Raw genomic sequence first — 23995 nt, forward strand, 5'->3', positions numbered from 1 at the left:
GGAGGGCATCTCGCTACTGCTTCTGGACAACGTGTAAGACCGTCTAAGGGCACTGCCTTTAGAGGCGACGTTGGTTGAAAGAAGAATCTCCGCCGTTTTACGGCGGGGAGTTGTCAACTAGCTTAAAAATAGCGTTGACGGTTGATGGTTGACAGTTGACAGAGAAGAAAGAGAGATTATCATATTTCGCTGTGAGATTTTCTCGTGATGAGTTAGCTTGAAATTTGGGACTAGGGAAAAAGATTCTCTCAATCATCAAAATCTCTTATATTCTCTGCGCCTCTGCGTCCTCTGCGGTGCAAAAATAATTTATACCCATGAAAGCGAATGTAGGGGCATGGCACTGCCATGACCTCTACAATGTATTAATCTGTCGCCAATACTATTTGAATTGGTATTATTTAACCACAGAGAACACAGAGAACACAGAGATTGTACTACCCAAAACCTTATATGCTAAGTAATACTAAGGGACTTCCAAATAAAAAAATATACAACTATTGATTGTGGGGTGGGCGTCTCGCCATTGGTGTCAAGTTAAGAAAAATAGAGTCTTGTCAAGTGGGTAAAACTCAATTACCAGCTCAGTTGTTTATCAAGCTGTTTGAACAAGTAATAGAGCGTCTGGCAGCCAAGAATAAGCAGATGGAAGTGCCACCAATGTGGACATCAGTAGCATCATCGTTCGCTGCTGTATGGATTGCGGATGCATCAACCCTAGAAGCAGTCAAAAAACATTTGGGACAACTGCAACAAAAAACAGGCTCAGTCTTGGGGGGGAAGATGCTAATGGTAGTTGAAGCATTTACTCATCGCCCAGTGGCAGCATTTTTTGATGCCGATGCCAAACGTAATGAAACAAAGTGGTGGTCAGAAATAACAGCGCGTTTACCCATCGGGGGAATACTGATCACAGATATGGGCTTCTATGGATTTGAGTGGTTTGATACCCTGACCGAGCAAGGAAAATATGTTTTAACTTGCCTTAACTTGACACCAATGGCGAGACGCCCATCCCACAAGAGTTTTGATAATGCACTATTTTTGAATTGTCAATCCACTACATATACTTAGATTTTTTCAGAAATCAAATCGGATTCCTATAGAATATATTGATAAATCGCAGTCCAAAATAATGGACTGACACAGCTAAAATGTTGCAATATAATTTTCTTGTGGGGTGGACATCTTGTCCGCCCAGAACGGGCGAGACGCCCATTCCACAAGAGTTTTGATAATGCACTATTTTAGAATTGTCAATCCACTACATATACTTGAATTTTGAATTTTGAATTTTGAATTGTTATTGATTTGGCTGACGATTAATTTCTTGCAAATCCAGCGCATAATTTAAGCGCAAAATATTGACCCCTGGCTCGCCAAAAACCCATAAAAATCTGCCATCGGTATATTTATTAATTAAGGGTAATATTTCATCTTCTTGAATATTTCGGGCACGGGCTACCCTTTCTACCTGTTCCCTAGCTGTTTTCAAAGAAATATGTGGATCTAAACCAGAAGCAGATGTGTAAATTAAATCTGCTGTTGGTTGAATACTTTCTTCTTGAAATTGATTAGCTTGTTCTACTATTCGCTCAAGTAGTAGTGGATTAGTGGGAGCTAAATTACTCGCTCCAGATATGCCATTTGGTCTGGCTCTTTTACCTTGGCTATATCTTACTGTACTGGGGCGACCGTGAAAATATTTCTCGGATGTAAATACTTGACCAATTAAAGCTGAACCAATAGGGTTATTATCTATATTCACCATGATGCTACCGTTAGCTTGTGATGGGAATAAGCCTTGACCAACTACTAAAATTAGTAAGGGATATATAATTGCTGTGAGTAACCACAATACCAGAGTTACCCGAATAGCCCTGATGATTTCGCGAATAATAGACATATAATTTAGGCGTTCGTTGTGAGAATTGAATTTTGAATAAAATTAAGAATTTTTAGAAGCGTTCTGGCTGAAAAATGACGACAAATAGGTAAATAACAATGGCAATTGTGATGAAACTTAAAATACCAATTGCCCAAGCCGAACGTCGTTCTAATTCACCATCAGCAGCAGCATAAACTACGGGTGCAATTGCCAAGTTTAAGCACAACACAATAAAAATTGCTAGTGGTAACTTTTGTTTACGGCTGTGCGATCGCAGAAATGATAATAGCTGTAATAGCTCCTGATTTTCAATTGGATTTTTCATTTTCGGTTATATTTTGCGCATCCCTGGAGTAGTTTGTTTAGAATAATCCTGTAGCAGTAATCAGCAAATCTATCAATTTAATCGCAATAAAGGGTAAAATTAATCCGCCTAAACCATAAATTAATATATGACGTTGCAAAAGTTTATTAGCTGTGACTGGTTTAAATTGAACTCCCTTTAAAGCTAAGGGAATTAAGGCAGGAATCGCCAAAGCATTGTAAATCAAGACAGCAAGTATGGCTGTATTTGTATTAGTCAATTGCATAATATTGAGACTTTGCAAGTTAGCAGCAGCAAAAATGACGGGAATCAGTGCAAAGTACTTGGCAATATCATTAGCTAAGGAAAATGTAGTTAAAGCTCCTCGCGTCATTAACAATTGTTTACCAATACTGACAATATCAATGAGTTTGGTGGGATCGGAGTCTAAATCGACCATGTTAGCAGCTTCTTTGGCAGCTTGAGTACCTGTGTTCATCGCTAAACCAATATTTGCTTGGGCTAAGGCTGGTGCATCATTATTTCCGTCTCCTGTCATGGCTACTAATCTGCCTTCTTGTTGTTCTTGTTGAATGACAAGAATTTTATCTTCTGGGGTAGCTTCGGCAATAAAGTCATCTACTCCGGCTTCTTTGGCAATTACAGCAGCAGTAATCTGATTATCTCCAGTTAGCATGATGATACGTACTCCCATGCGGCGTAACTGGTCAAATCGTTCCCGAATTCCTGGTTTAACTATATCTTTAAGATGAATGACACCATAAATTTCCCTATCTAAGCAAACGGCTAGGGGTGTACCTCCTTGTTGGGAAACTCGCTCATAAGCAATATCTAATTCTGGGGTTTCTCGCCCGTGACGCGATCGCACAAAGCCTTTAATTGCTAAAACTGCACCTTTACGTACCTCTCTCCCACCAGGTAGGTTAGTACCACTCATGCGGGTAGTAGCAGAAAAATCTACTGGTTCGGCGTGGTTGGGATCGAAGTCTACTCTAGCCCCAAATCTTTCTGCTAGGCGGAGAATCGATTTACCTTCTGGTGTATTATCAAATACACTTGCAATCCAAGCGACATTGGCAATTTCTTCCATTGAATGTCCGTTGATGGGGATGAAATCTTCTGCCAAGCGGTTACCTAAGGTAATTGTTCCTGTCTTGTCTAAAAGTAGAGTATTAACATCTCCACTCGCTTCAACTGCTCGTCCGGAAGTAGCAATAACGTTAAATTGGGCAATGCGATCCATCCCCGCAATGCTAATGGTGCTGAGTAAACCGCCGATGGTGGTGGGGATCAGTGCGACTAAGAGGGCAATTAAAATGGGGACGTTGATGGGAGTTTTAACGGTGTAAGCAAATGCAGGTAGAGTGGCGACGACAAATAAACAGATTAAGCACAGAACTGCTAATAAAACTGTTAAGGCAATTTCGTTGGGGGTTTTGTGGCGTTCTCTACCTTCTACTAAAGCAATCATGCGATCGACAAAGCCTTTACCGGCGTCAGCTGTGATGCGGATAATCAATTCATCGGAGATGATTCTGGTACCGCCAGTTACAGAACTGGCAACATCTGAGCCTGATTCTTTCAGTACGGGTGCAGATTCTCCAGTAATTGCCGATTCATCAACAGAGGCGACACCCATGACTACTTCCCCATCGGCGGGGATAAAATCGCCGGCGACGACGTAAACTGTATCACCTTGTTTGAGGCTGGTAGATGATACTTCAGTAATTGCGCCATCAGCAGAGAGTTTTTTAGCGGTTATCTCGGATTTGCTAGAGCGTAAAGTATCAGCTTGGGCTTTACCACGCCCTTCGGCTAAAGCTTCCGCAAAGTTGGCAAACCAAACGGTTAAAAACAAAATTCCGGCTAATATGCCGTTGAACAGTTGGGGATTATTTTGTTCAACTGCGCCAAATAAGGCGGGATCGATGGTGACTGCTATGGCGATTAATGTAGCAATCCAGACTAAAAACATTACCGGATTTTTAATTGCTTTAGCTGGACTGAGCTTAATAAAGGCATCGCCAATAGCTCGTAAGTATATGCCCGTAGCACCTATTCTCTTTTTTTTACTGACTTGACGGCGATCGCGTTGGCGAGAACGTGGGGGTTTGGTTTTGGAGGTAGTTGCAACTGAATTCATAATATTTGGTGAGTGAGGATGGAGCGGCTAGGGGCTAGGGGCAGGGGGCAGGGGGCAGGGGGCAGGGGGCAGGATTTATATTTTCATCCTTGGTTGTGCTAAAACCTTGTCCCCCTTCCCTTGTCCCCCTGTGACCGGATATTTCCGTAGTTTTACTAATTGCCAGAGGCTAGTTTAAAACCTTCGGCTATGGGGCCTAAGGCTAAAACGGGGAAGAAGGTGAGGACGGCTAAAACTAGAGTGATGCCAGCTGTGACGCTGGTAAATAGCAGAGAATCGGTTTTTAATGTTCCTGGGGTGGCGGGGATTGTTTGTTTACGAGACATATTATCAGCTAGTAGCAAAATGGCAATAATGGGAATGTAGCGTCCGGCTAATAGGGGAAATAAACAACTCAGGTTCCACCATAGTGCTGTGGGTGCTGGCTGAGAGTTAGCTAAACCCGCCAAACTAGAACCGTTGTTAGCTGCGGCGGAAGCATATTCGTAAACTACTTGGGAAATGCCGTGAAACCCAGGATTAGTGATCCCCGATAGCGAAAAGGGATAAGCTAGAGCGATCGCGCTGGGAATTAATACCGCAATTGGATGTATGAGTAATACTATACTGGCGAGAACAATTTCCCGTTTTTCAATTTTGCGTCCTAAAAATTCTGGGCTACGTCCTACCATTAATCCAGTCAGAAAAACGGTAATAATTACATAAATTAATAGATAAGCTATTCCCGTGCCCTGTCCTCCCCAGATAATCTGGAGAAATAAGTTAAATAAAGTGGAAAATAATCCTTGGGGCATTAAGGAATCATGCATTCCATTGACAGCGCCATTCATGGTAGCGGTAGTCATTACCGCCCACATTGCGGTTTGCGCCCAGCCGAAGCGCAGTTCTTTACCTTCTAAATTGGGATATTCTGCTCCCAAGGTGGCATTGACTAGGGGATTACCTTGTAATTCAGCAGTGGCTGTTATTCCCACTAAAACAACAAAAATCCCCAATACCATCCAGAATAATAGCCAAGCTTGTTTGGTATTATTGGCAAACAAGCCGTAGACGTAAATCATGGCGGCGGGAATGGAAATCATGGCGATCGCTTCGATTAAATTAGTAGCGCCATTGGGATTTTCAAAGGGATGGGCGGAGTTAACGCCAAAAAAGCCGCCGCCGTTATCGCCTAGCATTTTAATCATCTCAAAGGATGCTACCGGGCCTCTAGCTAGATATTGCGTGCTACCTTCTAAGGTTCTCACGCTGAGAGTTCCGGCTAGGGTTTGGGGTACACCTAATATTAGTAAGGCGATCGCGCCAATGACTGATATAGGTAATAATATGCGTGTAATAGCGCGGATCAGATCGACATAAAAGTTGCCCAGCTTTCTCCCAGTCAATCCCCGAATAAACGCAATTCCTACCGCTAAACCCGTCGCAGCTGAGGTAAACATCACAAAACCTAAAGCCGCTACTTGGCTAAAATAGCTTAATGTATTTTCGCCTGCGTAGTGCTGTTGGTCAGTGTTAGTAATAAAAGAAACCGTGGTGTGCAATACTGTATCCCAGGTTGGTGTACCTAAACCGTTGGGATTCCAAGGTAAAAATTTCTGAAAATATATCAGCGAATATACTACAATGCCCATGAACAGGTTGCTGCATAGTACCGCTCTGATATACTGCCAACCAGTCATATTTTCTTTTCTTCTCACACCCACGAGAACGTAAATGCTCCGTTCTAGTGGATTCATCAAAGAATCAAGCACTGTTCTTTCTTCTTGAAAGACATTGGCTATGTATCTGCCGAATATAGGCGTAATTAGTATAACTATACACAGCGTTAACCCAATTTGGAGTAAACCTTGTCCCATTTATTTCGCACTCAATTAAAGTTAAGTTTTAGACAGATAACTATGACAACTGAAACATTTACCAATCAGCTATGTTTTAGATCGGGTAAATCCAAAAAGTAAATTATTCCCGTTTAAGTCGTTGACGGTTGACAGTAAACAAGAACAAGGGAATGGTTTTTTACTTGGAAGTTCCTAAAGCCTATTCATAAAGTTAGATTTACAGATTTTATTTCTGACTATTTGCACAATCACGACTGATGCGTTGAGCAATAGCGTTTAAATTTTCCTGTTGAGCGTTAATTGTTATCCTATCTATTGTTTGTTTATACAATACATTTTCTGTTGCTGCTACTTTCATATCTTTATATATAAGGTAGGTGATGCTATTTTTATTACACTATCTTCTTGTTGTAAAGTATCACTGGACACAGTTTCTCCTGGCTAGCTGCGACAAAAACAGAAGTTAGCAAAAAATTATATGGCATATTTAAATTTTTGGCGAAAAATTTTTATTTGTGATTTCTCTTTTATCCTGCTGACAAAGCGATCGGGGGAGAAAACCAGCCTTTAGGTTTTGGGCTTTGTCATGGGGAAGAGTTTACAATATATTTACATTTAAACCACATCTACTTTGAGAACCATAGTTTTAAAAGTAGTGGGAGCATCTTGCTCCCTGGACTTCTTAGCGGGCAAGATGCCCGCACTACTCCTGGTTTCAAAATGGACGAGGTTTAGTAATCTAGTTTGGTAGTTTTCGCCTACTTAGTTATAGAGACAAGGGAGACAAGGGAGACAAGGAAGATATGCGTTTGTGAATCATTTAGTATTGCTATCATACTGATATTTGATTTCTCCAAATATATCGATGAAAGCTACTAGGATAAAAAAGAATAGGACAGATGGTAGGGGCATGGCAGTGCCATGCCCTCTAGAATATTATTGATGTGCCGTAAAAACTGATTTCACATAATATTTAATGGATCGACATCGATTGTCAAGCTCACAGATGGGGGACAGAGCGATCGCACTTCTTCCCAGTCTGGTAAATTCGGTAAATCATCAGCAGCAAATTTAATTAATATCTGCCAGCGATAACGATTTGCTACACGTAAAATACTAGCTGGTGCTGGCCCTAAAATTTCCCATCCTGTGCCTGTATTTAATTTTGTGGTGATGATTTGCGCTGTATTTTGCACTTGAATCGGATCTAAACTGCTTAATCGTAATAAAATTAACCTACCGTAAGGCGGATAATCAAGGGCTTGTCTTTGTTCTAATTCAGCAGTAGAAAAAGATTGATAATCGTGATTTGTGACTGATTCAATTACCTGATGTTCTGTGTTGTAAGTTTGGATAATGACTCTACCGGGATCTTCGCCTCTACCAGCACGCCCGGCGACTTGGGTTAAAGTTTGAAATGCTCGCTCGCTGGCGCGATAATCAGAAAGATGCAACAAACCATCAGCCGCAACTACCCCGACTAATGTCACCTGGGGTAAGTCTAAACCTTTGGTGAGCATTTGCGTACCCACTAATAGATGCGCTTCTCCGTTAGCAAACCGAGTGAGAAGGGTACGATGTGCGCCTTTGTTGCGGGTGGTGTCGCTATCAAAACGAATGTATTTGAGTTCGGGAAACTGACGGGATAATTCTTGGGCGACGCGCTGTGTACCGCTACCGAAGAATTTCAGGTAAGGGGAAGCGCAATCGGGACAAAATTTGGGATGCGATCGCGCATAATTACAGTAATGGCAACGCAAAAGTTGCGGCGCACCGTCTTCGGTGTGGTGGTAAGCTAAAGATACGTCACAATGCGGACATTCCAATACATACCCGCAACTGCGACAAGACACAAAAGTACTGTGTCCCCGACGATGGATAAATAATATCCCCTGTTGTTGTCTTTCTTGCAGCTGGTGTAAAGCTTCTTGTAGAGATCTGCTAAATATCGAACGATTTCCTTCCTGTAATTCTCGCCGCATATCTACTATCTCTACTGGTGGTAAAGGGCGCGAGTTGATGCGTTGCGGTAGGGAGAGGTAGAGAGAGGAACCGGAAGAATTTTCTTCTCCTAGATTTCCCAAACTCACCAAAGTTTCTAAGGAAGGTGTGGCTGAACCTAAAATTAAGGGACAATTTTCGATTTCAGCGCGCCATTGGGCTACGGTACGCGCATGATAGGTGGGGATGGGGGAATCTTGCTTAAAACTGCTGTCGTGTTCTTCGTCTAAGATAATTAAACCCAAGTTAGGTAAGGGCGCAAAAATGGCGCTGCGCGTACCAATGACTACTTGCGGTTCCCCTGTAAGCATTTGTCGCCAAGTGTCGTAACGTTCGCCATCGGAGAGAGCGCTATGATAGACGCTAACTTTACTACCAAAACGGGCGCGAAAGCGATCGGTGAGTTGGGGTGTGAGTCCGATTTCAGGGACTAAAACTAAAGCGGATTTACCTTGAGTTAATAAAGGTGCGATCGCTTGTAAGTAAACTTCGGTTTTTCCCGAACCTGTAACGCCATGTAACAACACTTGAGTATAGCCATTAAGCGCTTGTATCTTGGCTAAAGCGTTAGATTGATCGGGAGTTAATGATTTAGGGCGATCGCTACTAACTACAGGCCCCTGTTCTGCTCGTAATACTTCCCTTTCTTCAATTACAATACAGCCTTTATTTGCCAACGTCTTCAAGACAGAGGCGCTAGTATGACAAATCTGCAATAATTCACTGTGCCATAATTCACCCCCACGCCTGCGCAAGACTTCAATAATTTCTCGTTGGCGAGGAGTTAAATCAGCGTCAATTGTGTCTATGAGCGTAACTGCTTTCTGTAATTTGGGGCGAGTTAATTTTGGCGGTTCTAAGTAACTTTCTACTAAACCAAATCGCTTTAACTCTCGCACTCCCCGATGAGCCGATTTGATTTTTTGTTGTAGGTAGATAAAACTGTAATCGCCTAATGGATGAGCGTGCAAAAGTTGGAGAATTTGCTGGGCTGTAGAACTAATAAATGTAGCCGCAGGAGATAGGGACTGAGTTAGTACATTATTACTTTCACTATCGTTTTTGGTAATTTGCTTTCCCAGAGTAGTTAACCGAATCCGGCGCTGCGATCGCCCTAATAATCCTGGTGGTAAAGCTACCCTAATCGCCTGCATCAACGGAGTGTAATAATATGTCGCTACTTTATTCAACAATTCCCAATATCCAACAGGAAAAAATCCTACACTAACCACATCTTCTACATCTCGGATTTTTTCTAGCGGAATATCACTATTAGGCTGTGTCAATAAGCGAATGGCAATCCCGCCAATTTGTTGCGTACCAAAAGGTACAGTTAAAATATCACCTGGTTTTATTTCTAACTGGGGTGGTAATCGATAGGTAAATAACCCCAAATTTCCCGGACAATCTACCAACACTTCAACCCACCGATTGATATTTGCTTGTGATTGATAAGACTCCCCAGGTTCATGCACTACCAAACGGGATAAATTTACGCCATCAATATACATAAGTTCTAATTTAATAAATAAATTTTTCTTTGGCTATTCTCAGGTTCGTCAACCAGCAAATTTTGCCTAATAATTTAACTTTTTGCGCCCCATGACATAAACTGTAATTCGCAATACTTTTATCCCTTATAATACTTGATAAGTTTCCTCTTATATCTTCTACATCACCAAATTGCACTCAACTATACATGCAGTAAGTAATTAATAACCCCGATACACAGCAAAAGCATTTTCTCTACTATCCTCAAAACAATTGGTATATCTACTAGGTAGGGTATCAGATTTTCACCCTATCGATAGATATTCAATAGTTTATGTATATGAGATGCTTTTATACAAATAAACAATTTATTCCCATTTTTAAATTGCTAATTTTGTGTCTGTCATCAAACTTAATCAACCCCAATCAACTCAGCAGTAAGCTATGATTTTTAACATCACTGCCCACCAAAACAGTCTAAAAAAGTTTGAAAAATTAAATAAAAATTTAATCTTTTCGGCAGTTTAGCTGAAACTTTTATCTGAGTTAAGGTTGAGAAAGTTTGAGGAAATTTGACATATTTAGCAATCGAGAAAAGAATGAGGAATATATATAGGGGAGCTGAGGAGATATTTGGTGGGTGCATAGGCCAGTATTGTTATGAGTTGATCTAGCAAGAACCAAGCATTGACAGCTAGACATTGATTTTAACTTCTAATGAGAAATTAGCATAAACTTTTGTTTTGCTACCGGACACGTGCATTTCTCCCTTAGGGAAACTACCAAGCCTCAAGCAAGCAGCTGTCACTGAATTATGTACCAAACAAAGCAACAATCCCTAAAGGAACGTTATGAATATTGCTGAATTGGGAACACTGGAAATATTAGTAGAAAGTGCTGCTGAAATTGAAGAACAATCATTTGAGAGTTTAGAAGCAGTGGCCGATGACGATTCTGCGATTCCCGAAACTGTGGAATCAGAAGAACGTGATGGTGATGAAATGGCAGCCGCTCGTCCATCGGGATACAATAAAACCGAGCATGACGATGCTGTAGGCGCGTTTTTTAAAGAAATGGCGCGTTATCCCTTGCTAAAACCCGACGAAGAAGTGGAATTAGCAAGGCGAGTCAGATTTTTAGAAGAATTCAGAAATATCCAAGAATCTTTACAATCTAGCTTAGAGCAGCAACCGACCAAAGCACAAATCGCTGCTGAGTTAGATATGACTGAAAAGCAGCTAGAAAGCCGATTGTATCAAGGTCGAGTGGCGAAACGGAAAATGATTCGCTCTAACCTGCGCTTAGTTGTCTCCATTGCCAAAAGATATCTTAATCGCGGAGTACCTTTTCTAGATTTAATTCAAGAAGGCGCAATGGGTTTAAATCGCGCTACAGAAAAATTCGATCCAGATAAAGGATATAAATTTTCGACATACGCTTATTGGTGGATTAGACAAGCGATTACTAGAGCGATCGCTAATGATGCGCGAACCATCCGCCTACCGATTCATATTGTTGAAAAACTTAACAAACTTAAAAAAGCGCAACGGGAACTCAAACAAAAATTTTCTCGCAATCCTTCCGAAGCCGAAATGGCAGAAGCTTTGGAAATGAATGTACAGCAATTACGCCAATTACAACAACTCAGGCGTCAAGCACTATCCTTAAATCACCGTGTGGGGAAAGAAGAAGACACGGAATTAATGGATTTATTAGAGGATGAAGATAACCAATCTCCTGAAGCAAAAATGAACGAACACATGATGCGTCAGGAGATTTGGGAAGTGTTGGGAGATGTGTTAACCCCAAGAGAAAAAGATGTCATTTCTTTACGTTATGGGTTAACCACCAGCGAACCCTGCACTTTAGAAGAAGTTGGCAATATGTTCAATCTCTCTCGCGAACGAGTGCGCCAAATTCAAAGTAAAGCCATGCGCAAATTACGTCGTCCCCATATTGCCAAACGCTTAAAAGGGTGGTTAATTTAAGTAGTCAATGGTCAATGGTCAATGGTCAATGGTCAATGGTCAATGGTCAATAGTCAACAGTCAATGATTAATCGTGATTGCTCAAAGGTTAATCATTAATGTTCAGTGGTTAATCGTTTATGTTCAACGATTAATCGTTAATGTTCAAAGGTTATTTATTAGTCCTTTGACTATTGACTTTTGACTGTTGACTCTGGACTATTGACTTTGGACTGTTGACTGTTGACTATTGACTATGGACTGTTGACTATAACCTCATGACTGCGCGTAGCGATTTGACTTTGCGTTTTGCTGAACCGGAAGATTCCAGTGTTTTATTTGACCTAATTCAGCAATTAGCCGATTATGAGAAATTATCTCATGCGGTAACTGGCGATGCTATGGCTCTCAAAGAGCATCTATTTGGTTCGCCTAGATATATTGAGGCAATCTTAGCCGAGTATGCAGGGCAAGCTGTAGGCTTTGCGCTGTTTTTTCATAATTATTCTACTTTTTTGACCAAGCCAGGGATTTATCTGGAAGATTTGTTCGTTGTGCCTGAATATCGCCGTCAAGGTATTGGTAAGGCACTTTTAACCAAATTAGCCCAAATCGCTGTTGAGCGTAATTGCGGGCGCTTAGAGTGGAGCGTTTTAGATTGGAATGAGCCTGCGCAAAATTTCTACCGCAGCATGGGCGCATCTATTTTAGATGATTGGCGAATTTGCCGCGTTACAGAAGAGGCGCTGACGCAATTGGCAAAGAAATAGGGCATGGGGCATTGGGCATGGGGCATTGGGCATGGGGCATTTATTTAAAGACGCGATGAATCGCGTCTCTACAATTATCCTCCTTGTCCCTCTGCCTCTTTTTCTTCAGGTTTTTTTAATTATTGAGTGTTAACTTTTACAAAAGTTAATATTTTAAAAACAGATACAAATTATGATATGAAGTGGCTGAGAAGCAAAAACCCGAAAACCTAGTTCAGGTAAGGATTTGCACGAAGTACGACAGCCTGTCTTTTGACGAAGGTGAACGCCTCAACTGACAATTATGAAGGATAGATCACCGATCATGCTTTTGTTTCATAGAGAACACGAAATGAAGAAAATTATTTCCGTATTACTGTTGGGCATTACCATCTTCACCTTTGCCTTCAGTAGTCCCGCTTTAGCTGGAGATGCTGCTAGTGGCGCTAAGATATTTGCAGCTAATTGTGCTTCTTGTCATGCAGGTGGCAAGAATTTAGTTCAAGCCAACAAGAATCTGAAAAAGGATGCTTTGGAAAAGTATGGCATGTACTCAGCAGAAGCAATTATTGCTCAAGTAACAAATGGTAAAAATGCTATGCCTGCTTTTAAGGGTAGATTAAAGGCCGATCAAATTGAAAATGTAGCCGCTTATGTTCTTCAACAAGCGGATAAAGACTGGAAATAAAACCAGGTAATTCACTCACTGTTTGCTGCACAAATTATGGTTAGCGGGGCTGATTGTCCCGCTAATTGTATTAGTGTAAATAGGGTGTGTAATTAAAGATGGCTAGTTGTTATTTGTCAGAGACGCGATGAATCGGAGACGCGATGAATCGCGTCTGTACAATTTACATTGGTAAGGGTTTCAAGTCGGTTTAAGTTTCGTAAAATAGTTGTGGTGATTTTTGCCTACTTACTGAGTAGGAAATTCATAGTTAAAATCTGTGCTGGCTCCGAAACCTCTGTTTTAAAGTCTGGTTGAAAGTTTGGAAATTTAATTGAGGTTTGTACCGATTTAATTACGAATTACGTAGGCGTTAGCCTTCCCGTAGGGTATTACGAATGACGAATTAGTAAACATATTGCTTATGACTGATTTTTGGCGATTATTTCTCAGTGCGATCGCAATTTTGACCTTCACTTTTTGCACGCACGCTGCCAATGCTGCACCATTATCTCACACCCAAACTACAGCCAGGGAATTTTTTGAGTTAGGGGTAAATGAGATTCAGCACGGCGATTATCAACAAGCGATCGCGAATTTAACCCAAGCAATTAAACTGCAAGGTGATTTTCATCAAGCTTATAGCGATCGCTGTTTGGCATATCTCCACTTACAACAATACCATCAAGCGATCGCAGATTGTACGGTAGCTATAAATTTATCACCGACAAACGCCCAAGCTTATCTCAATCGGGGATTAGCAAACTACAGACAACAAGATTATCCCTCAGCCATAGCCGATTACGAGCAAGCGATCGCACTTCAGCCTCATGAATTTCGTGCGTACTATAATCTAGCTTTAGCTTATGCAGCTACAGGTAATTATTCCCAGGCCATAGCCGATTATAATTTAGCCCTGAGTCAAATTCCTACTTCAACCCCTGTAGTACTTGCAGATATCTATAATGACAGAGGTTTAGCGCAGTTAGAGTTGCAAGATATTGAAGGAGCGATGGCTGATTTTACTATGGCAATTAAGCTTGATGCTCAAGATGACAGAGCTTACTTTAACCGAGGTTGCGCTTGCGGGAGAAAAGGAGATAACTTTGGTGCGTTGCGGGATTTTTCCCACGTTATTCGCCTCAATCCCAACAATGGTATGGCTTATGTAAATCGCGGTGTAGCTCGCTATCAACTAGGGTATTATCAAGGAGCGATCGCGGATTTACAAACAGCATCAGATTTCTTTGATAATCGGGGAGAGAAGCAAGCTTATGAAAAAGCCTTAACTCTACTCAAAACCATGCAAAAACAAATGCCATCAGTCACAGAAGTTGCTTAAGGGAACTCGAAAAAATTTTATTTGGTTGACGGTTGACGGTTGACGGTTGACTGTGAACTGTGGACGGTGAACAATAGCAAATTGTGTAAGTCCTAATATTTATGACTAAAGTTATCGGTTTAATTAGCGGCACATCTGTTGATGGTATAGATGCTGCTTTAGTAGAAATTACTGGACGAGAGTTAGATTTAAAAGTTGAGTTACTTGCTGGTGCAACATATCCCTATCCGGCAGAACTGCGGGAGAAAATTTTGGCATTGTGTGCCGGAGAAGCCATTTCAATGGCAGAATTAGCAGAAATCGATGATGCGATCGCTTTTGCTTTTGCACAAGCTGCCGAAAATATTCAAATTGGTCATCAACCAGCTAGTTTAATTGGTTCTCACGGTCAAACAGTTTACCACCGACCACCCCAAGGATCTAGAGAAAAAGGGAAAAATTCTGCTTTAGGTTACACTTTGCAACTCGGACGCGGTGCATTAATTGCCCATGTAACCGGAATCACAACGGTAAGTAACTTTCGCGTTGCGGATATTGCCATTGGTGGACATGGTGCGCCTTTGGTTCCGCGAGTTGATGCTTATTTGCTCAGTCATCCCCAAGAAGCGCGTTGTATCCAAAATATCGGTGGGATTGGTAATGTTGCTTATATACCACCGCGCCGCGATAATTGGCTAGAAAAAATGCGCGGCTGGGATACAGGCCCGGGAAATAGCCTATTAGATTTAGCTGTAGAGCATTTAACTAACGGTGCTAAAACTTACGATGAAAATGGGCAGTTAGCAGCAATTGGCACACCTTGTCAGCCTTTAGTAGAACAATGGCTAGCCCAAGATTACTTTCAATTACCACCGCCGAAATCAACTGGTAGAGAATTATTTGGTGTTGCTTATTTGCAGCAGTGTTTACAAGATGCTGAAGCCTACCAACTTAGTGCAGCCGATATTATGGCAACCCTAACAGAACTCACAGCCGCTTCAATAGTTCATAGTTATCGTACCTTTTTACCCCAACTACCCGATCGCGTTTTGTTATGTGGTGGTGGTAGCCGCAACCTTTATTTAAAACAGCGATTGCAGTTTTTATTACCATCTATACCCGTAGAAACCACAGATAAAGCTGGTGTGAGTGCAGATTTTAAAGAAGCGATCGCCTTTGCAGTGTTAGCTTATTGGCGACAATTAGACATTCCCGGAAACCTCCCCAGCGCTACAGGCGCACCCAAAGAAGTACTTTTAGGAGAAATTAATATTGGGCATGGGGCATTGGGCATGGGGCATTGGGCATAATGTAGGGTTTCCCCGCCCATTGCTAGGCATTGCCTAAATGCTGAGTTAAGATTAGCACTGCAAATTGCTGAAGGCTATACTTGGATTTATTGACCGCCTGACATTTGCGCCTGTCACATATATATTTAGTGTCTTGGCGGTATTCGAGCGAGACAAGGAACATAACAAGGTGGCTCATACTTTTTTAATACAACCCGGACGTTGGACATTACAAGGAAGTTGGCTAGAACGCAATAGTATGCCGATTAATGTCAAAGGTATGATTTTGGTGGCTTGGAATCGGGATAATTGGTTTACGATGGCGACAAAGCTAATATTTCCAAATAGCGATCGCTCAGACATTTCTTTGCAGTATAAAGGACGCTTAGACAATGGAGAGCGCCAGTATACTTTTTTACTGCAACATAATATGTTAGGACAAGTAGAAGGCGAAGGTTTGATTGGAGTATCAACCATTGTGCAGCGTTATTGGGCACTAAACGATCGCCAACGTCGTAGCGGATTTGAAACCCTGCATCAATTATCAGATGATTCCTACTATTTAAGTAGCGCTATTCTCGCCGGTCATTTTCTCAACAGTACAATCGAAGCCAGTCTAGAACGACAGGCGGCAAAATGATATTACATCATATTGTAGAGACGCGATTCATCGCGTCTGTTGAGTGCCAGATTCATCGCGTCTGTTGAGTGCCAGATTCATCGCGTCTGTTGAGTGCCAAATTCATCGCGTCTGTTGAGTGCCAAATTCATCGCGTCTGTTGAGTGCCAGATTCATCGCGTCTGTTGAGTGCCAGATTCATCGCGTCTGTTGAGTGCCAGATTCATCGCGTCTGTTGAGTGCCAGATTCATCGCGTCTATTAACTGCCAAATACCAAATATTTGACAATTCCCCTAGTTTTCCGTAAATAGACTGAGTAAAAACACACATACAATAAAAAACTGGTACTTATACTGACGATTTTCTCCCAATAGGTTTTTATATTGTGGCAACAGCCATTTTTTGGCTAATTTTCAATTGTTACTCTGCCCTGTACTATACGTAAAAATACAAATAGTACAAGGAAATTTTGGTGCGTTAGGCTACGCCATAACAAGCCATAACCATACTGCAGATACTAATACACATACTAATTTCATAACTTAAATAGGATTACTAGATCTGTGGGTTCCGTAAAGGAAGGAAAATCGTATTCATGAAAACAGTTGATGAGTTGTTGTTAGAGCTACGGTATCTTAACGTAAAGCTCTGGACGGAGGGCAACAGCCTACGCTATGAAGCCGTTAGAGAGAATCTCTCTCCTAAGCTGTTAGCTCAACTGCGAGAGCAAGAAGCAGAAATAGTCACAATCCTGCAGCAGTCTGAGAGTGATTCGCAAAATTTATTAGCAGCAACCACCTGTTTTTATGGACTATCTCACGGACAGTTAGCTCTATGGTTTATCTACCAAATAGCACCAGAGAGTGTTGCTAACAATATTTATCTTGTAGCACGAATTAACTCAGATATAGATTTAGCAGCTTGGAGAAAAGTATGGCAAAAAATTATCAATCGCCATACAATTCTGCGGACTACTTATACAATTCGTAATGGTCAACCAGTACAACAAATTAACTCTCATCAAGAAGTTAATGTAGAGGTAATAAATGCTTCTACTTGGTGTGAAGCAGATTTAAAAGCACAAATTAATTTAGCCACAAATGTTATTTTTGACCTGGAATCTGGGCCAGTATTAAAGGTCAAGTTATTTAATAATAATTCCCAAGGAAATATTCAATTAATTATCATGCACCACATAGCCGGGGATATGTGGTCTTTAGATTTGCTACTCGAAGAATTTGAGATTTTATACTCTGCTGAAACTAATCCCGAATCATTAGATTCTGTAAGTCTACCTTTTCCCAAATATCAATATACAGATTACGTGCGCTGGCAAAATGATATGCTAGCAAATAATCAAGATAAACTTTGGGCATATTGGCAAGAACAGCTAGCAGGTGAATTACCGAATTTAAATTGGCCTGGTATTCATTCTCATCCCCGCAAACAAACTTATAGGGGAGATAGCATCATCTTTAAATTAGATGCAGAATTAATTAACCAAATCAAACAGCTAGCAAAAACTCAAAGAGCCTCCCTTTATACCATTACACTGGCAGCATTTGTTGCTTTACTTTACCGCTATACAGGTGAAGAAGAAATTCTGTTAGGAGCGCCAATGGTAGGTAGGACTGTCAGGAAAGATTTTCAGAAAGTTGTAGGGCACTTTACTAACATCTCTGTCTTACGCTGTTATTTACCTGATAACCCGACTTTTAAAGAATTACTTAATCAAGTACGTAGTCTAGTAATTGGTGCAATTAAGCATCAAGAAGCGCCTTTTTCGTTGTTGGTAGACAAAATAAATAATAAGCGCGATCGCACTTCCTTGCCTCTCATATCTACCTGCTTTACTTGGCATAAACATTGTCGCTTTTATGATGCCAAATATCCCAGAAATTTAGACCTAAATATAGAAGTATTATCCGAGTTAGGAGTGCAAAGAGGCGGAATATTTGACATTAATTTGAAAATTATTGAATCAGGTAGTGATTTTTATTTGTCTTGGGAATATAGCACGGATTTGTTTGACTCAGAGATGATGAGTAACATGCACAGTCATTATCAAAATTTATTAGGAGAAATTTTTACCAATCCAGAGCAAAAACTGCGAGATTTACCTTTATTAACAGCCAGAGAAAGACATAAATTATTAGCAGAATGTACTCCTCACTCTACAGAATATCCTCAAGATAAGTGCATTCATGAACTATTTACCCAGCAGGTAGAACTGACACCCGATGCTGTGGCTATAGTTTTTGCAGAACAACAACTCACATATCAACAATTAAATCAACTAGCCAATCAACTAGCCCATTACTTAAAATCTCTGGGTGTACAGTCAGGAACACTAGTAGGTATTTGTGTAGAATCTTCTCTGTGGAAAGTTATCGGACTTTTGGGAATTCTCAAAGCTGGGGGTGCTTATGTACCTCTAGATCCCACCGCTCCTCAAGAAAATTTAAGATTAATTTTAGAAGCAACTCAAATATCAGTTCTTCTAACACAAACACATTTACTAGCAAATATACCCCCGCAGCTAGCAGATTTAATTTGCTTAGTCACAGAAACAGATATTATTGACCAATCGCCCCAGGAAAATCCTACAGTATCAGTAACATCAGCAAATCTGGCTTATGTCATCTATCAAACTGGTGCTAACAGTCAGCTAAAAGGTGTGAGCATTACTCATCGTAGTGTAGTCAATTTAGTTATGGGGAATAACTACGCTAACTTCAGTAACGCAGAAGTTATTCTCCAATTAGCTCCCATAACTGCTGATGAAGCAACTGTAGAAATTTGGGGTAGCTTACTTAATGGTGGGCGTTTAATTATCCTCCCTAATCATAAACCTAGTTTGCTAGAGTTAGCCCAAACTATCAGCCAAAATCAGGTAACAACTATATGGCTGAGAGGCGAATTATTTCAGTTAATGGTAGATAAAAAACTAGCAGAATTAACTCAGTTAAAGCAACTTTTAATCACAGATGTCATATCTGTTGCTCATGTTAAAAAACTGCTGCAAACTGCACCAAAATTAAAGCTAATTAATGTTTATTCGGTCAGTGAAAATACATCTGTAACTTGTTATTATCCAATCACAAAGGCATCTGATATTGATACGAATATTCCCATTGGTCGTCCTATTGATAATACACAAATCTATTTGCTTGATGCTCAATTACAACCAGTACCAATGGGTATCCCAGGGGAACTATACATTGGTGGCGATGGGCTAGCAATGGGTTACTACCAAAACCCAGAGTTAACAGCAACAGTTTTTATTCCCCATCCATTTAACTCTCAAGCTGGTGCAACTTTATATAAAACTGGTGAATTCGCCCGTTATTTAGCTAATGGCAATATTGAGTTATTACCGCCAATTCATCAGCAAGGGAAAATTCGCAGTTATCAGAGTCAAAATAAAAAAGCAAATCATAATTTAGAGCCGGAACATCAAGAGCATAAATTTATTCCCCCAAGAACGCCAACTGAAGCCGTAATTGCTGATATTATTGCCAGCATTTTAGGTAAAGACGAGATTGGCGTTCACGACAACTTTTTTGTTATGGGTGGTAATTCTCTGTTGGCGATGCAAGTTATTTTCCGATTGCGCCAAGCTTATCAGGTGACACTTCCTTGGCGATGTATGTTTGAAGCGCCTACAGTAGCTGAACTAGAAAAGTTAATTACCAGTTATCGCCAAACTGATTTAGGACAAACAGTACCGACAATTACTCCCGTTTCACCCGGACAAACAGAGTTTCCTTTATCTTTTGCCCAATCTAGACTGTGGCTGTTCGACCAATTGCTAGGCAAAAATGCTATTTACAATATGCCTTTGGCAATGCGCATTGCTGGTAATTTAAATATTCCGGCTCTAGAGTCCAGTATTCGCGAAATCGTCCAACGTCACGCCAGCTTGCGGACTAACTTTCAGGTAGTTAAGGGTTTAACAGTACAGGTAATTAATCTTACTCCCACTGTCAACCTGCATATTATCAATTTACAGAATTCTCCAGACCCAGAAAACACAGCACACCAACTCGCGAAAATCGAAGCCCATATACCTTTTGACTTAGCTGGCGATGCATTGATTCGCGCTAAGTTGTTACAATTACCGCAACAAGAATATGTACTATTACTGACTTTACATCATATTGTTTGCGATCGCTGGTCGCTAGCAATTCTCTGCCAAGAATTGTCTAGTTTGTATGCAGCTTACTGTGCAGGTGATGCATCACCATTACCAGCTTTGCCAATTCAGTATGTAGACTATACCTTATGGCAGTGGGAGTTATTGACTACACCAGTATTACAACGACAAATTAAGTACTGGAATCGACAATTAGCCAGCGTGCGCAAGTTACAAGAAATACCTACAGACAAACCCCGAAAATTACCGCCAAAATTCAAGGGTAGTAGTTTGCATTGTGATATTGATGTCGAGTTGTGGGAAAAATTAAAAACCCTAAGTCAGACAGCAGATGTGACAATGTTTATGACATTGCTGACAGCATTTGTGACTTTACTATATCGCTACAGCGATCGCGAAGATATTCTCATTGGTTCTACCATTCCTAACCGTCAGCAAAATACGCAAAACCTGATTGGCTTATTCGCTAATATTTTGGTATTGCGGATTCACATTCAAGAACATCTCAGTTTTAGCGAACTACTCAAGCAAGTCAAGCAAGTCGTGACTGGTGCTGATGCCAATCAAGAGGTTCCCTTTGAGCAACTATTAAATAATGTATTGCCCGAAAATCCTCTGAGTCAGAACCCCTTGCAAGTCATGTTTAATTTAGAAACTGCGCCGCAAATTTGGCAACTACCGGGACTAAATGTCACCCCCATAATTACAGAGTCAACAACAGCCAAGTACGATTTAACTTTATCCATCGCAGAAACTGCAACCGAACTCAAAACTACTTGGGAATACAACAGCGATTTATTTGAGCGTCAGACGATTGTAGCGATGATGGACAACTTTCAAAGTATTGTAGCGAATATGGCGATCGCACCACAGCAGACAGTCGGAGAAATTCCCAGGATTTAGCGCAGAGGAGGGGGACAAGGAATTTTAGATTTTAGATTTTAGATTTTAGATTTTAGATTTAAACCCAATCCAAAAGACGCTCGCGGACTCGCTAACGCTGCGCTATCGCAAATCCAAAATCCAAAATTGAATTGCCCCATGCCCAATTTATTTATTTCTACTCGTAATTGACAGCCCTTCTACTATGAGGGAGGGAGTATAACAAGAGCCATTCCAATCAGCATCACTACCTAGAGAGACTAATTGTTTTAGGGCTGAGTAGATATTGCCGGCAACCATTGTATCTTTAATGCGACCAATTACTTGACCATTTTGGACTCGGTAACCTAAGTCAATATTGATAGAAAAGTCGCCAGAAATGCCACTACCACCACCCAGCATTTGATCGACAATTAAGCCATCATCCATTTGCTGAATCAAATTTGGTAGTGATGCAGAACCAGGCTGAATAAGGAAATTAAATAACCCAGGAGAGGGATAACTACCCAAGCTGGCGCGAAAACCGTTACCTGTGCTACCAGTACCTAGTTGACGCCCAGTAGTGCGATCGCTATAAAAATTCTGCAATACTCCATCTTGAATAAATACTAAAGAATTAGTCGGGCAACCTTCATCATCAAAAGGACAACTGTAAGGCCCGGCTTGCGGATCTTGGTAGAGTGTCAAGTTAGGTGCAACGACAAGTTGCCCTAAGCGATCAGCCCAAGGGGAAGCTTTATCGAGAATGCGTTTGCCATTGAGAGCTGCTTGGACTGTACCCCAAAGCATATCAGCAGCTTTTGAGGTAAACAACACGGGTACTCGACCGCTAGGGGCTGGGACGTTGTTTCTCGCCCAAATTAACCTTTGTAAAATTTGATAGGCTAATTTCTCCGGGTCTAATTCGTCCCGTTGAGTTTGACCGTCAGAAACGCTGAGAAAATCGTCACCGCGTACCCATTCTGCGGACATGTAACAGCTAAGAGTAGTATCTGTGTAGTAACAATCTAGACCTGCTGTATTGACAAGTCTAGTATTTTCCACATCACATTCCCAATCGCTATTGCAAAGTACGTCTGGATATGCATCTCGCACTAAAGCGATCGCTTGTTTACCCCAGTTAACCAAAACCTCAATGGGTACGGTGTGACCTAAATCTGGGTAGGATACCCCAGAGTTAGCAACCAGTTCCACGGGTTCTGGCTGGTTTAATTGACTCAAGGCCAGAGAGCGTTCTACCATCGCTTGTGGTTCTATATTCCCATAAGCGACAGTTAGGCCGGGGCGACCATTGCGCCACAACCGCAGTGCTGTACCTTCAGATTGGCTCGTTTCTAGCTGTTTGAGACGATTGGCCTCAAAAAATATGGGACGAGAAAGCGATCGCGATTGATAAACTTCCGCAGCTTCTGCTCCCGACTTGATAGCTAGTTCTAGCAGATGTTCCGCTAGATTATCTCGTAAGAAATTCTCAGAACCCATGACCCTTGGTAAATTGTGGATTGTGGATTTTGAATCGCAGATGAACGCAGATCATTATCCCAAATCATCGACATATATCAGTTCTTATTCTTTGGATGATTAAGTGAGTAATTTAGTCAAGACCATCATTACTCTGAATGTTGTTCTTCATGCCAATTCCCCCCATAATCTGCCACTAATTTACAGCGCTTTGGGTGTCAGTTGTCAGTTATTTGTTATCTTCTGGCTGACTACTGACTGCTGAATTCATCCCTAATCCTTGTAGGTAGGGATTTTTAAGGCAAATTCACCTCCTGTAACAGCCAAAAGCCGGCAAAAGATTCTGCTTGCGGATTTGATTGTACGCCAATAAAATGCACGCCATTAGCTTCTTTTTTGGCAGTTTCAAAACCTTTGGCTTCTACTAAAGTTTGGGGATTTTTGATATTTGCCAAAATCCAGCTTTCTGTGACTCCAGTTTCTAAGACTAATCTTGAGCCGACACTCGTGTCAAATCTTAAGTAAGCTAAATCCAAACCAGACATCCAGCCTGCGATGGGTAAGGCTCTAGGTGAAAAAATCAAGACACCGGGAATCCTGGTTTCTGGAGATACCTTCGCCAATTCTAAGGGAAAAGCTTCGCCAAAACCAATTTCCCAGTCTGGCATCTCCATTAAATCCCCAGCTTGTAAGGAAACAAATACCCATTTATTACCTTCTAAAGCATCTGGTAAGCGCTGTGGTAAAGGACTTTCTAAGCGCACTGAAGGATTAGTTCCTGGTTGATATCCTGGTTCATTGGGATATACCTCCTCCATTCTTTGTTGTAGCCATTGATTCAGTAGTAAAGTGTGCCGGCTAGCTTGAGCCGGAATTCCCACATCTTGACAAGCTTTTGTAATCATATTGTTCATTTGGCGACGGAAGAAGCGAATTTTAATTGGCGCTTCTTGTGCTTGGTCAATAGCCTCCTGCAATGCAGTCCGCAACCAAACTGAATTTACCTGAGTACTGGGGCAATATTTAGCATACCGAAACATTGCATCTGTTTTGGCGCGGACATCCAAGGGACTTTCGCAAACTAAGACTTCCCAAACTTTTTTTTGATTTTCGTCCAAAATCGGACGGGAGTAAAAATCGAGTTCCCAAATACTGCCCATGTTTTACAGTAAAGATCTGGCTGTTATGACGTTTCTG

Annotated in this window: 16 protein-coding genes; 8 read left to right on the top strand and 8 right to left on the bottom strand. The window is 41.2% G+C overall.

All coding sequences use genetic code 11. From position 1 onward, the window contains the following. Nucleotides 1–561: 561 nt before the first annotated feature. Nucleotides 562–1074: a transposase gene (locus AACW45_RS19630; protein WP_190634035.1), complete on the top strand. Its 513-nt coding sequence runs from the start codon at nucleotides 562–564 to the stop codon at nucleotides 1072–1074. A 229-nt stretch (nucleotides 1075–1303) separates the two neighbouring features. Here AACW45_RS19630 and kdpC read toward each other — a convergent pair whose 3' ends face one another. The 6 genes from kdpC to priA form a co-directional block, all read right to left on the bottom strand. Continuing rightward, on the bottom strand, nucleotides 1304–1906 hold the full coding sequence (gene kdpC, locus AACW45_RS19635; protein ID WP_190634037.1) for a K(+)-transporting ATPase subunit C: 603 nt from the start codon (nucleotides 1904–1906) through the stop codon (nucleotides 1304–1306). Nucleotides 1907–1958: 52 nt separating this feature from the next. Further along, nucleotides 1959–2213 carry a potassium-transporting ATPase subunit F gene (locus AACW45_RS19640; protein ID WP_190634039.1) on the bottom strand — a complete coding sequence of 85 codons (255 nt, stop codon included), beginning with the start codon at nucleotides 2211–2213 and terminating at the stop codon, nucleotides 1959–1961. Nucleotides 2214–2250: 37 nt separating this feature from the next. Then, nucleotides 2251–4356, bottom strand: a complete 2106-nt coding sequence (kdpB, locus tag AACW45_RS19645; RefSeq protein WP_190634041.1) for a potassium-transporting ATPase subunit KdpB — start codon at nucleotides 4354–4356, stop codon at nucleotides 2251–2253. Between the two features lie 155 nt (nucleotides 4357–4511). After that, nucleotides 4512–6212, bottom strand: coding sequence for a potassium-transporting ATPase subunit KdpA (gene kdpA, locus AACW45_RS19650; protein WP_190634043.1), 1701 nt, complete (start codon nucleotides 6210–6212; stop codon nucleotides 4512–4514). Nucleotides 6213–6420: 208 nt separating this feature from the next. After that, nucleotides 6421–6552, bottom strand: a complete 132-nt coding sequence (locus tag AACW45_RS19655) for a hypothetical protein (RefSeq protein ID WP_277880414.1) — start codon at nucleotides 6550–6552, stop codon at nucleotides 6421–6423. Nucleotides 6553–7156: 604 nt separating this feature from the next. Next, a complete protein-coding gene (gene priA, locus AACW45_RS19660) occupies nucleotides 7157–9706 on the bottom strand; it encodes a primosomal protein N' (protein WP_190634044.1) in 2550 nt (849 codons plus the stop codon). A gap of 831 nt (nucleotides 9707–10537) precedes the next feature. Between priA and AACW45_RS19665 the strand changes: the two genes are divergently transcribed. From AACW45_RS19665 to AACW45_RS19695, 7 genes are all read left to right on the top strand, one after another. Beyond that, on the top strand, nucleotides 10538–11674 hold the full coding sequence (locus tag AACW45_RS19665) for an RpoD/SigA family RNA polymerase sigma factor (RefSeq protein ID WP_190547545.1): 1137 nt from the start codon (nucleotides 10538–10540) through the stop codon (nucleotides 11672–11674). A 257-nt stretch (nucleotides 11675–11931) separates the two neighbouring features. Then, nucleotides 11932–12423, top strand: coding sequence for a GNAT family N-acetyltransferase (locus AACW45_RS19670; protein WP_190634046.1), 492 nt, complete (start codon nucleotides 11932–11934; stop codon nucleotides 12421–12423). A 331-nt stretch (nucleotides 12424–12754) separates the two neighbouring features. Further along, on the top strand, nucleotides 12755–13090 hold the full coding sequence (gene petJ / locus AACW45_RS19675; protein ID WP_190634048.1) for a cytochrome c6 PetJ: 336 nt from the start codon (nucleotides 12755–12757) through the stop codon (nucleotides 13088–13090). Between the two features lie 403 nt (nucleotides 13091–13493). Further along, nucleotides 13494–14411 (top strand): tetratricopeptide repeat protein, encoded by a 918-nt coding sequence (locus tag AACW45_RS19680; protein WP_190634051.1) that lies wholly within the window; start codon nucleotides 13494–13496, stop codon nucleotides 14409–14411. 101 nt (nucleotides 14412–14512) lie between these two features. Beyond that, a complete protein-coding gene (locus tag AACW45_RS19685; protein WP_190634054.1) occupies nucleotides 14513–15700 on the top strand; it encodes an anhydro-N-acetylmuramic acid kinase in 1188 nt (395 codons plus the stop codon). Between the two features lie 169 nt (nucleotides 15701–15869). Continuing rightward, nucleotides 15870–16319, top strand: a complete 450-nt coding sequence (locus AACW45_RS19690; protein ID WP_190634056.1) for a hypothetical protein — start codon at nucleotides 15870–15872, stop codon at nucleotides 16317–16319. Nucleotides 16320–16894: 575 nt separating this feature from the next. Beyond that, complete coding sequence (locus tag AACW45_RS19695) at nucleotides 16895–21358, top strand: condensation domain-containing protein (protein ID WP_190634059.1); 4464 nt, start codon at nucleotides 16895–16897, stop codon at nucleotides 21356–21358. A 147-nt stretch (nucleotides 21359–21505) separates the two neighbouring features. On the opposite strand, the gene AACW45_RS19700 is transcribed toward AACW45_RS19695, so the two are convergent. Both AACW45_RS19700 and AACW45_RS19705 read right to left on the bottom strand, forming a co-directional pair. Beyond that, nucleotides 21506–22819: a TldD/PmbA family protein gene (locus tag AACW45_RS19700; RefSeq protein ID WP_190634061.1), complete on the bottom strand. Its 1314-nt coding sequence runs from the start codon at nucleotides 22817–22819 to the stop codon at nucleotides 21506–21508. A gap of 275 nt (nucleotides 22820–23094) precedes the next feature. Further along, on the bottom strand, nucleotides 23095–23958 hold the full coding sequence (locus AACW45_RS19705; RefSeq protein WP_190634064.1) for a Tab2/Atab2 family RNA-binding protein: 864 nt from the start codon (nucleotides 23956–23958) through the stop codon (nucleotides 23095–23097). Nucleotides 23959–23995 lie beyond the last annotated feature (37 nt).

The sequence above is a fragment of the Calothrix sp. FACHB-168 genome (assembly GCF_963889195.1).
Taxonomy (GTDB): domain Bacteria; phylum Cyanobacteriota; class Cyanobacteriia; order Cyanobacteriales; family Nostocaceae; genus Aulosira; species Aulosira anomala_A.

Coding starts and splice junctions, on each gene's coding strand:
- kdpC (WP_190634037.1), bottom strand. CDS start 1,906: ATGTCTATTATTCGCGAAATCATCAGGGCTATTCGGGTAACTCTGGTA.
- AACW45_RS19640 (WP_190634039.1), bottom strand. CDS start 2,213: ATGAAAAATCCAATTGAAAATCAGGAGCTATTACAGCTATTATCATTT.
- kdpB (WP_190634041.1), bottom strand. CDS start 4,356: ATGAATTCAGTTGCAACTACCTCCAAAACCAAACCCCCACGTTCTCGC.
- kdpA (WP_190634043.1), bottom strand. CDS start 6,212: ATGGGACAAGGTTTACTCCAAATTGGGTTAACGCTGTGTATAGTTATA.
- AACW45_RS19655 (WP_277880414.1), bottom strand. CDS start 6,552: ATGAAAGTAGCAGCAACAGAAAATGTATTGTATAAACAAACAATAGAT.
- priA (WP_190634044.1), bottom strand. CDS start 9,706: ATGTATATTGATGGCGTAAATTTATCCCGTTTGGTAGTGCATGAACCT.
- AACW45_RS19665 (WP_190547545.1), top strand. CDS start 10,538: ATGAATATTGCTGAATTGGGAACACTGGAAATATTAGTAGAAAGTGCT.
- AACW45_RS19670 (WP_190634046.1), top strand. CDS start 11,932: ATGACTGCGCGTAGCGATTTGACTTTGCGTTTTGCTGAACCGGAAGAT.
- petJ (WP_190634048.1), top strand. CDS start 12,755: ATGAAGAAAATTATTTCCGTATTACTGTTGGGCATTACCATCTTCACC.
- AACW45_RS19680 (WP_190634051.1), top strand. CDS start 13,494: ATGACTGATTTTTGGCGATTATTTCTCAGTGCGATCGCAATTTTGACC.
- AACW45_RS19685 (WP_190634054.1), top strand. CDS start 14,513: ATGACTAAAGTTATCGGTTTAATTAGCGGCACATCTGTTGATGGTATA.
- AACW45_RS19695 (WP_190634059.1), top strand. CDS start 16,895: ATGAAAACAGTTGATGAGTTGTTGTTAGAGCTACGGTATCTTAACGTA.
- AACW45_RS19700 (WP_190634061.1), bottom strand. CDS start 22,819: ATGGGTTCTGAGAATTTCTTACGAGATAATCTAGCGGAACATCTGCTA.
- AACW45_RS19705 (WP_190634064.1), bottom strand. CDS start 23,958: ATGGGCAGTATTTGGGAACTCGATTTTTACTCCCGTCCGATTTTGGAC.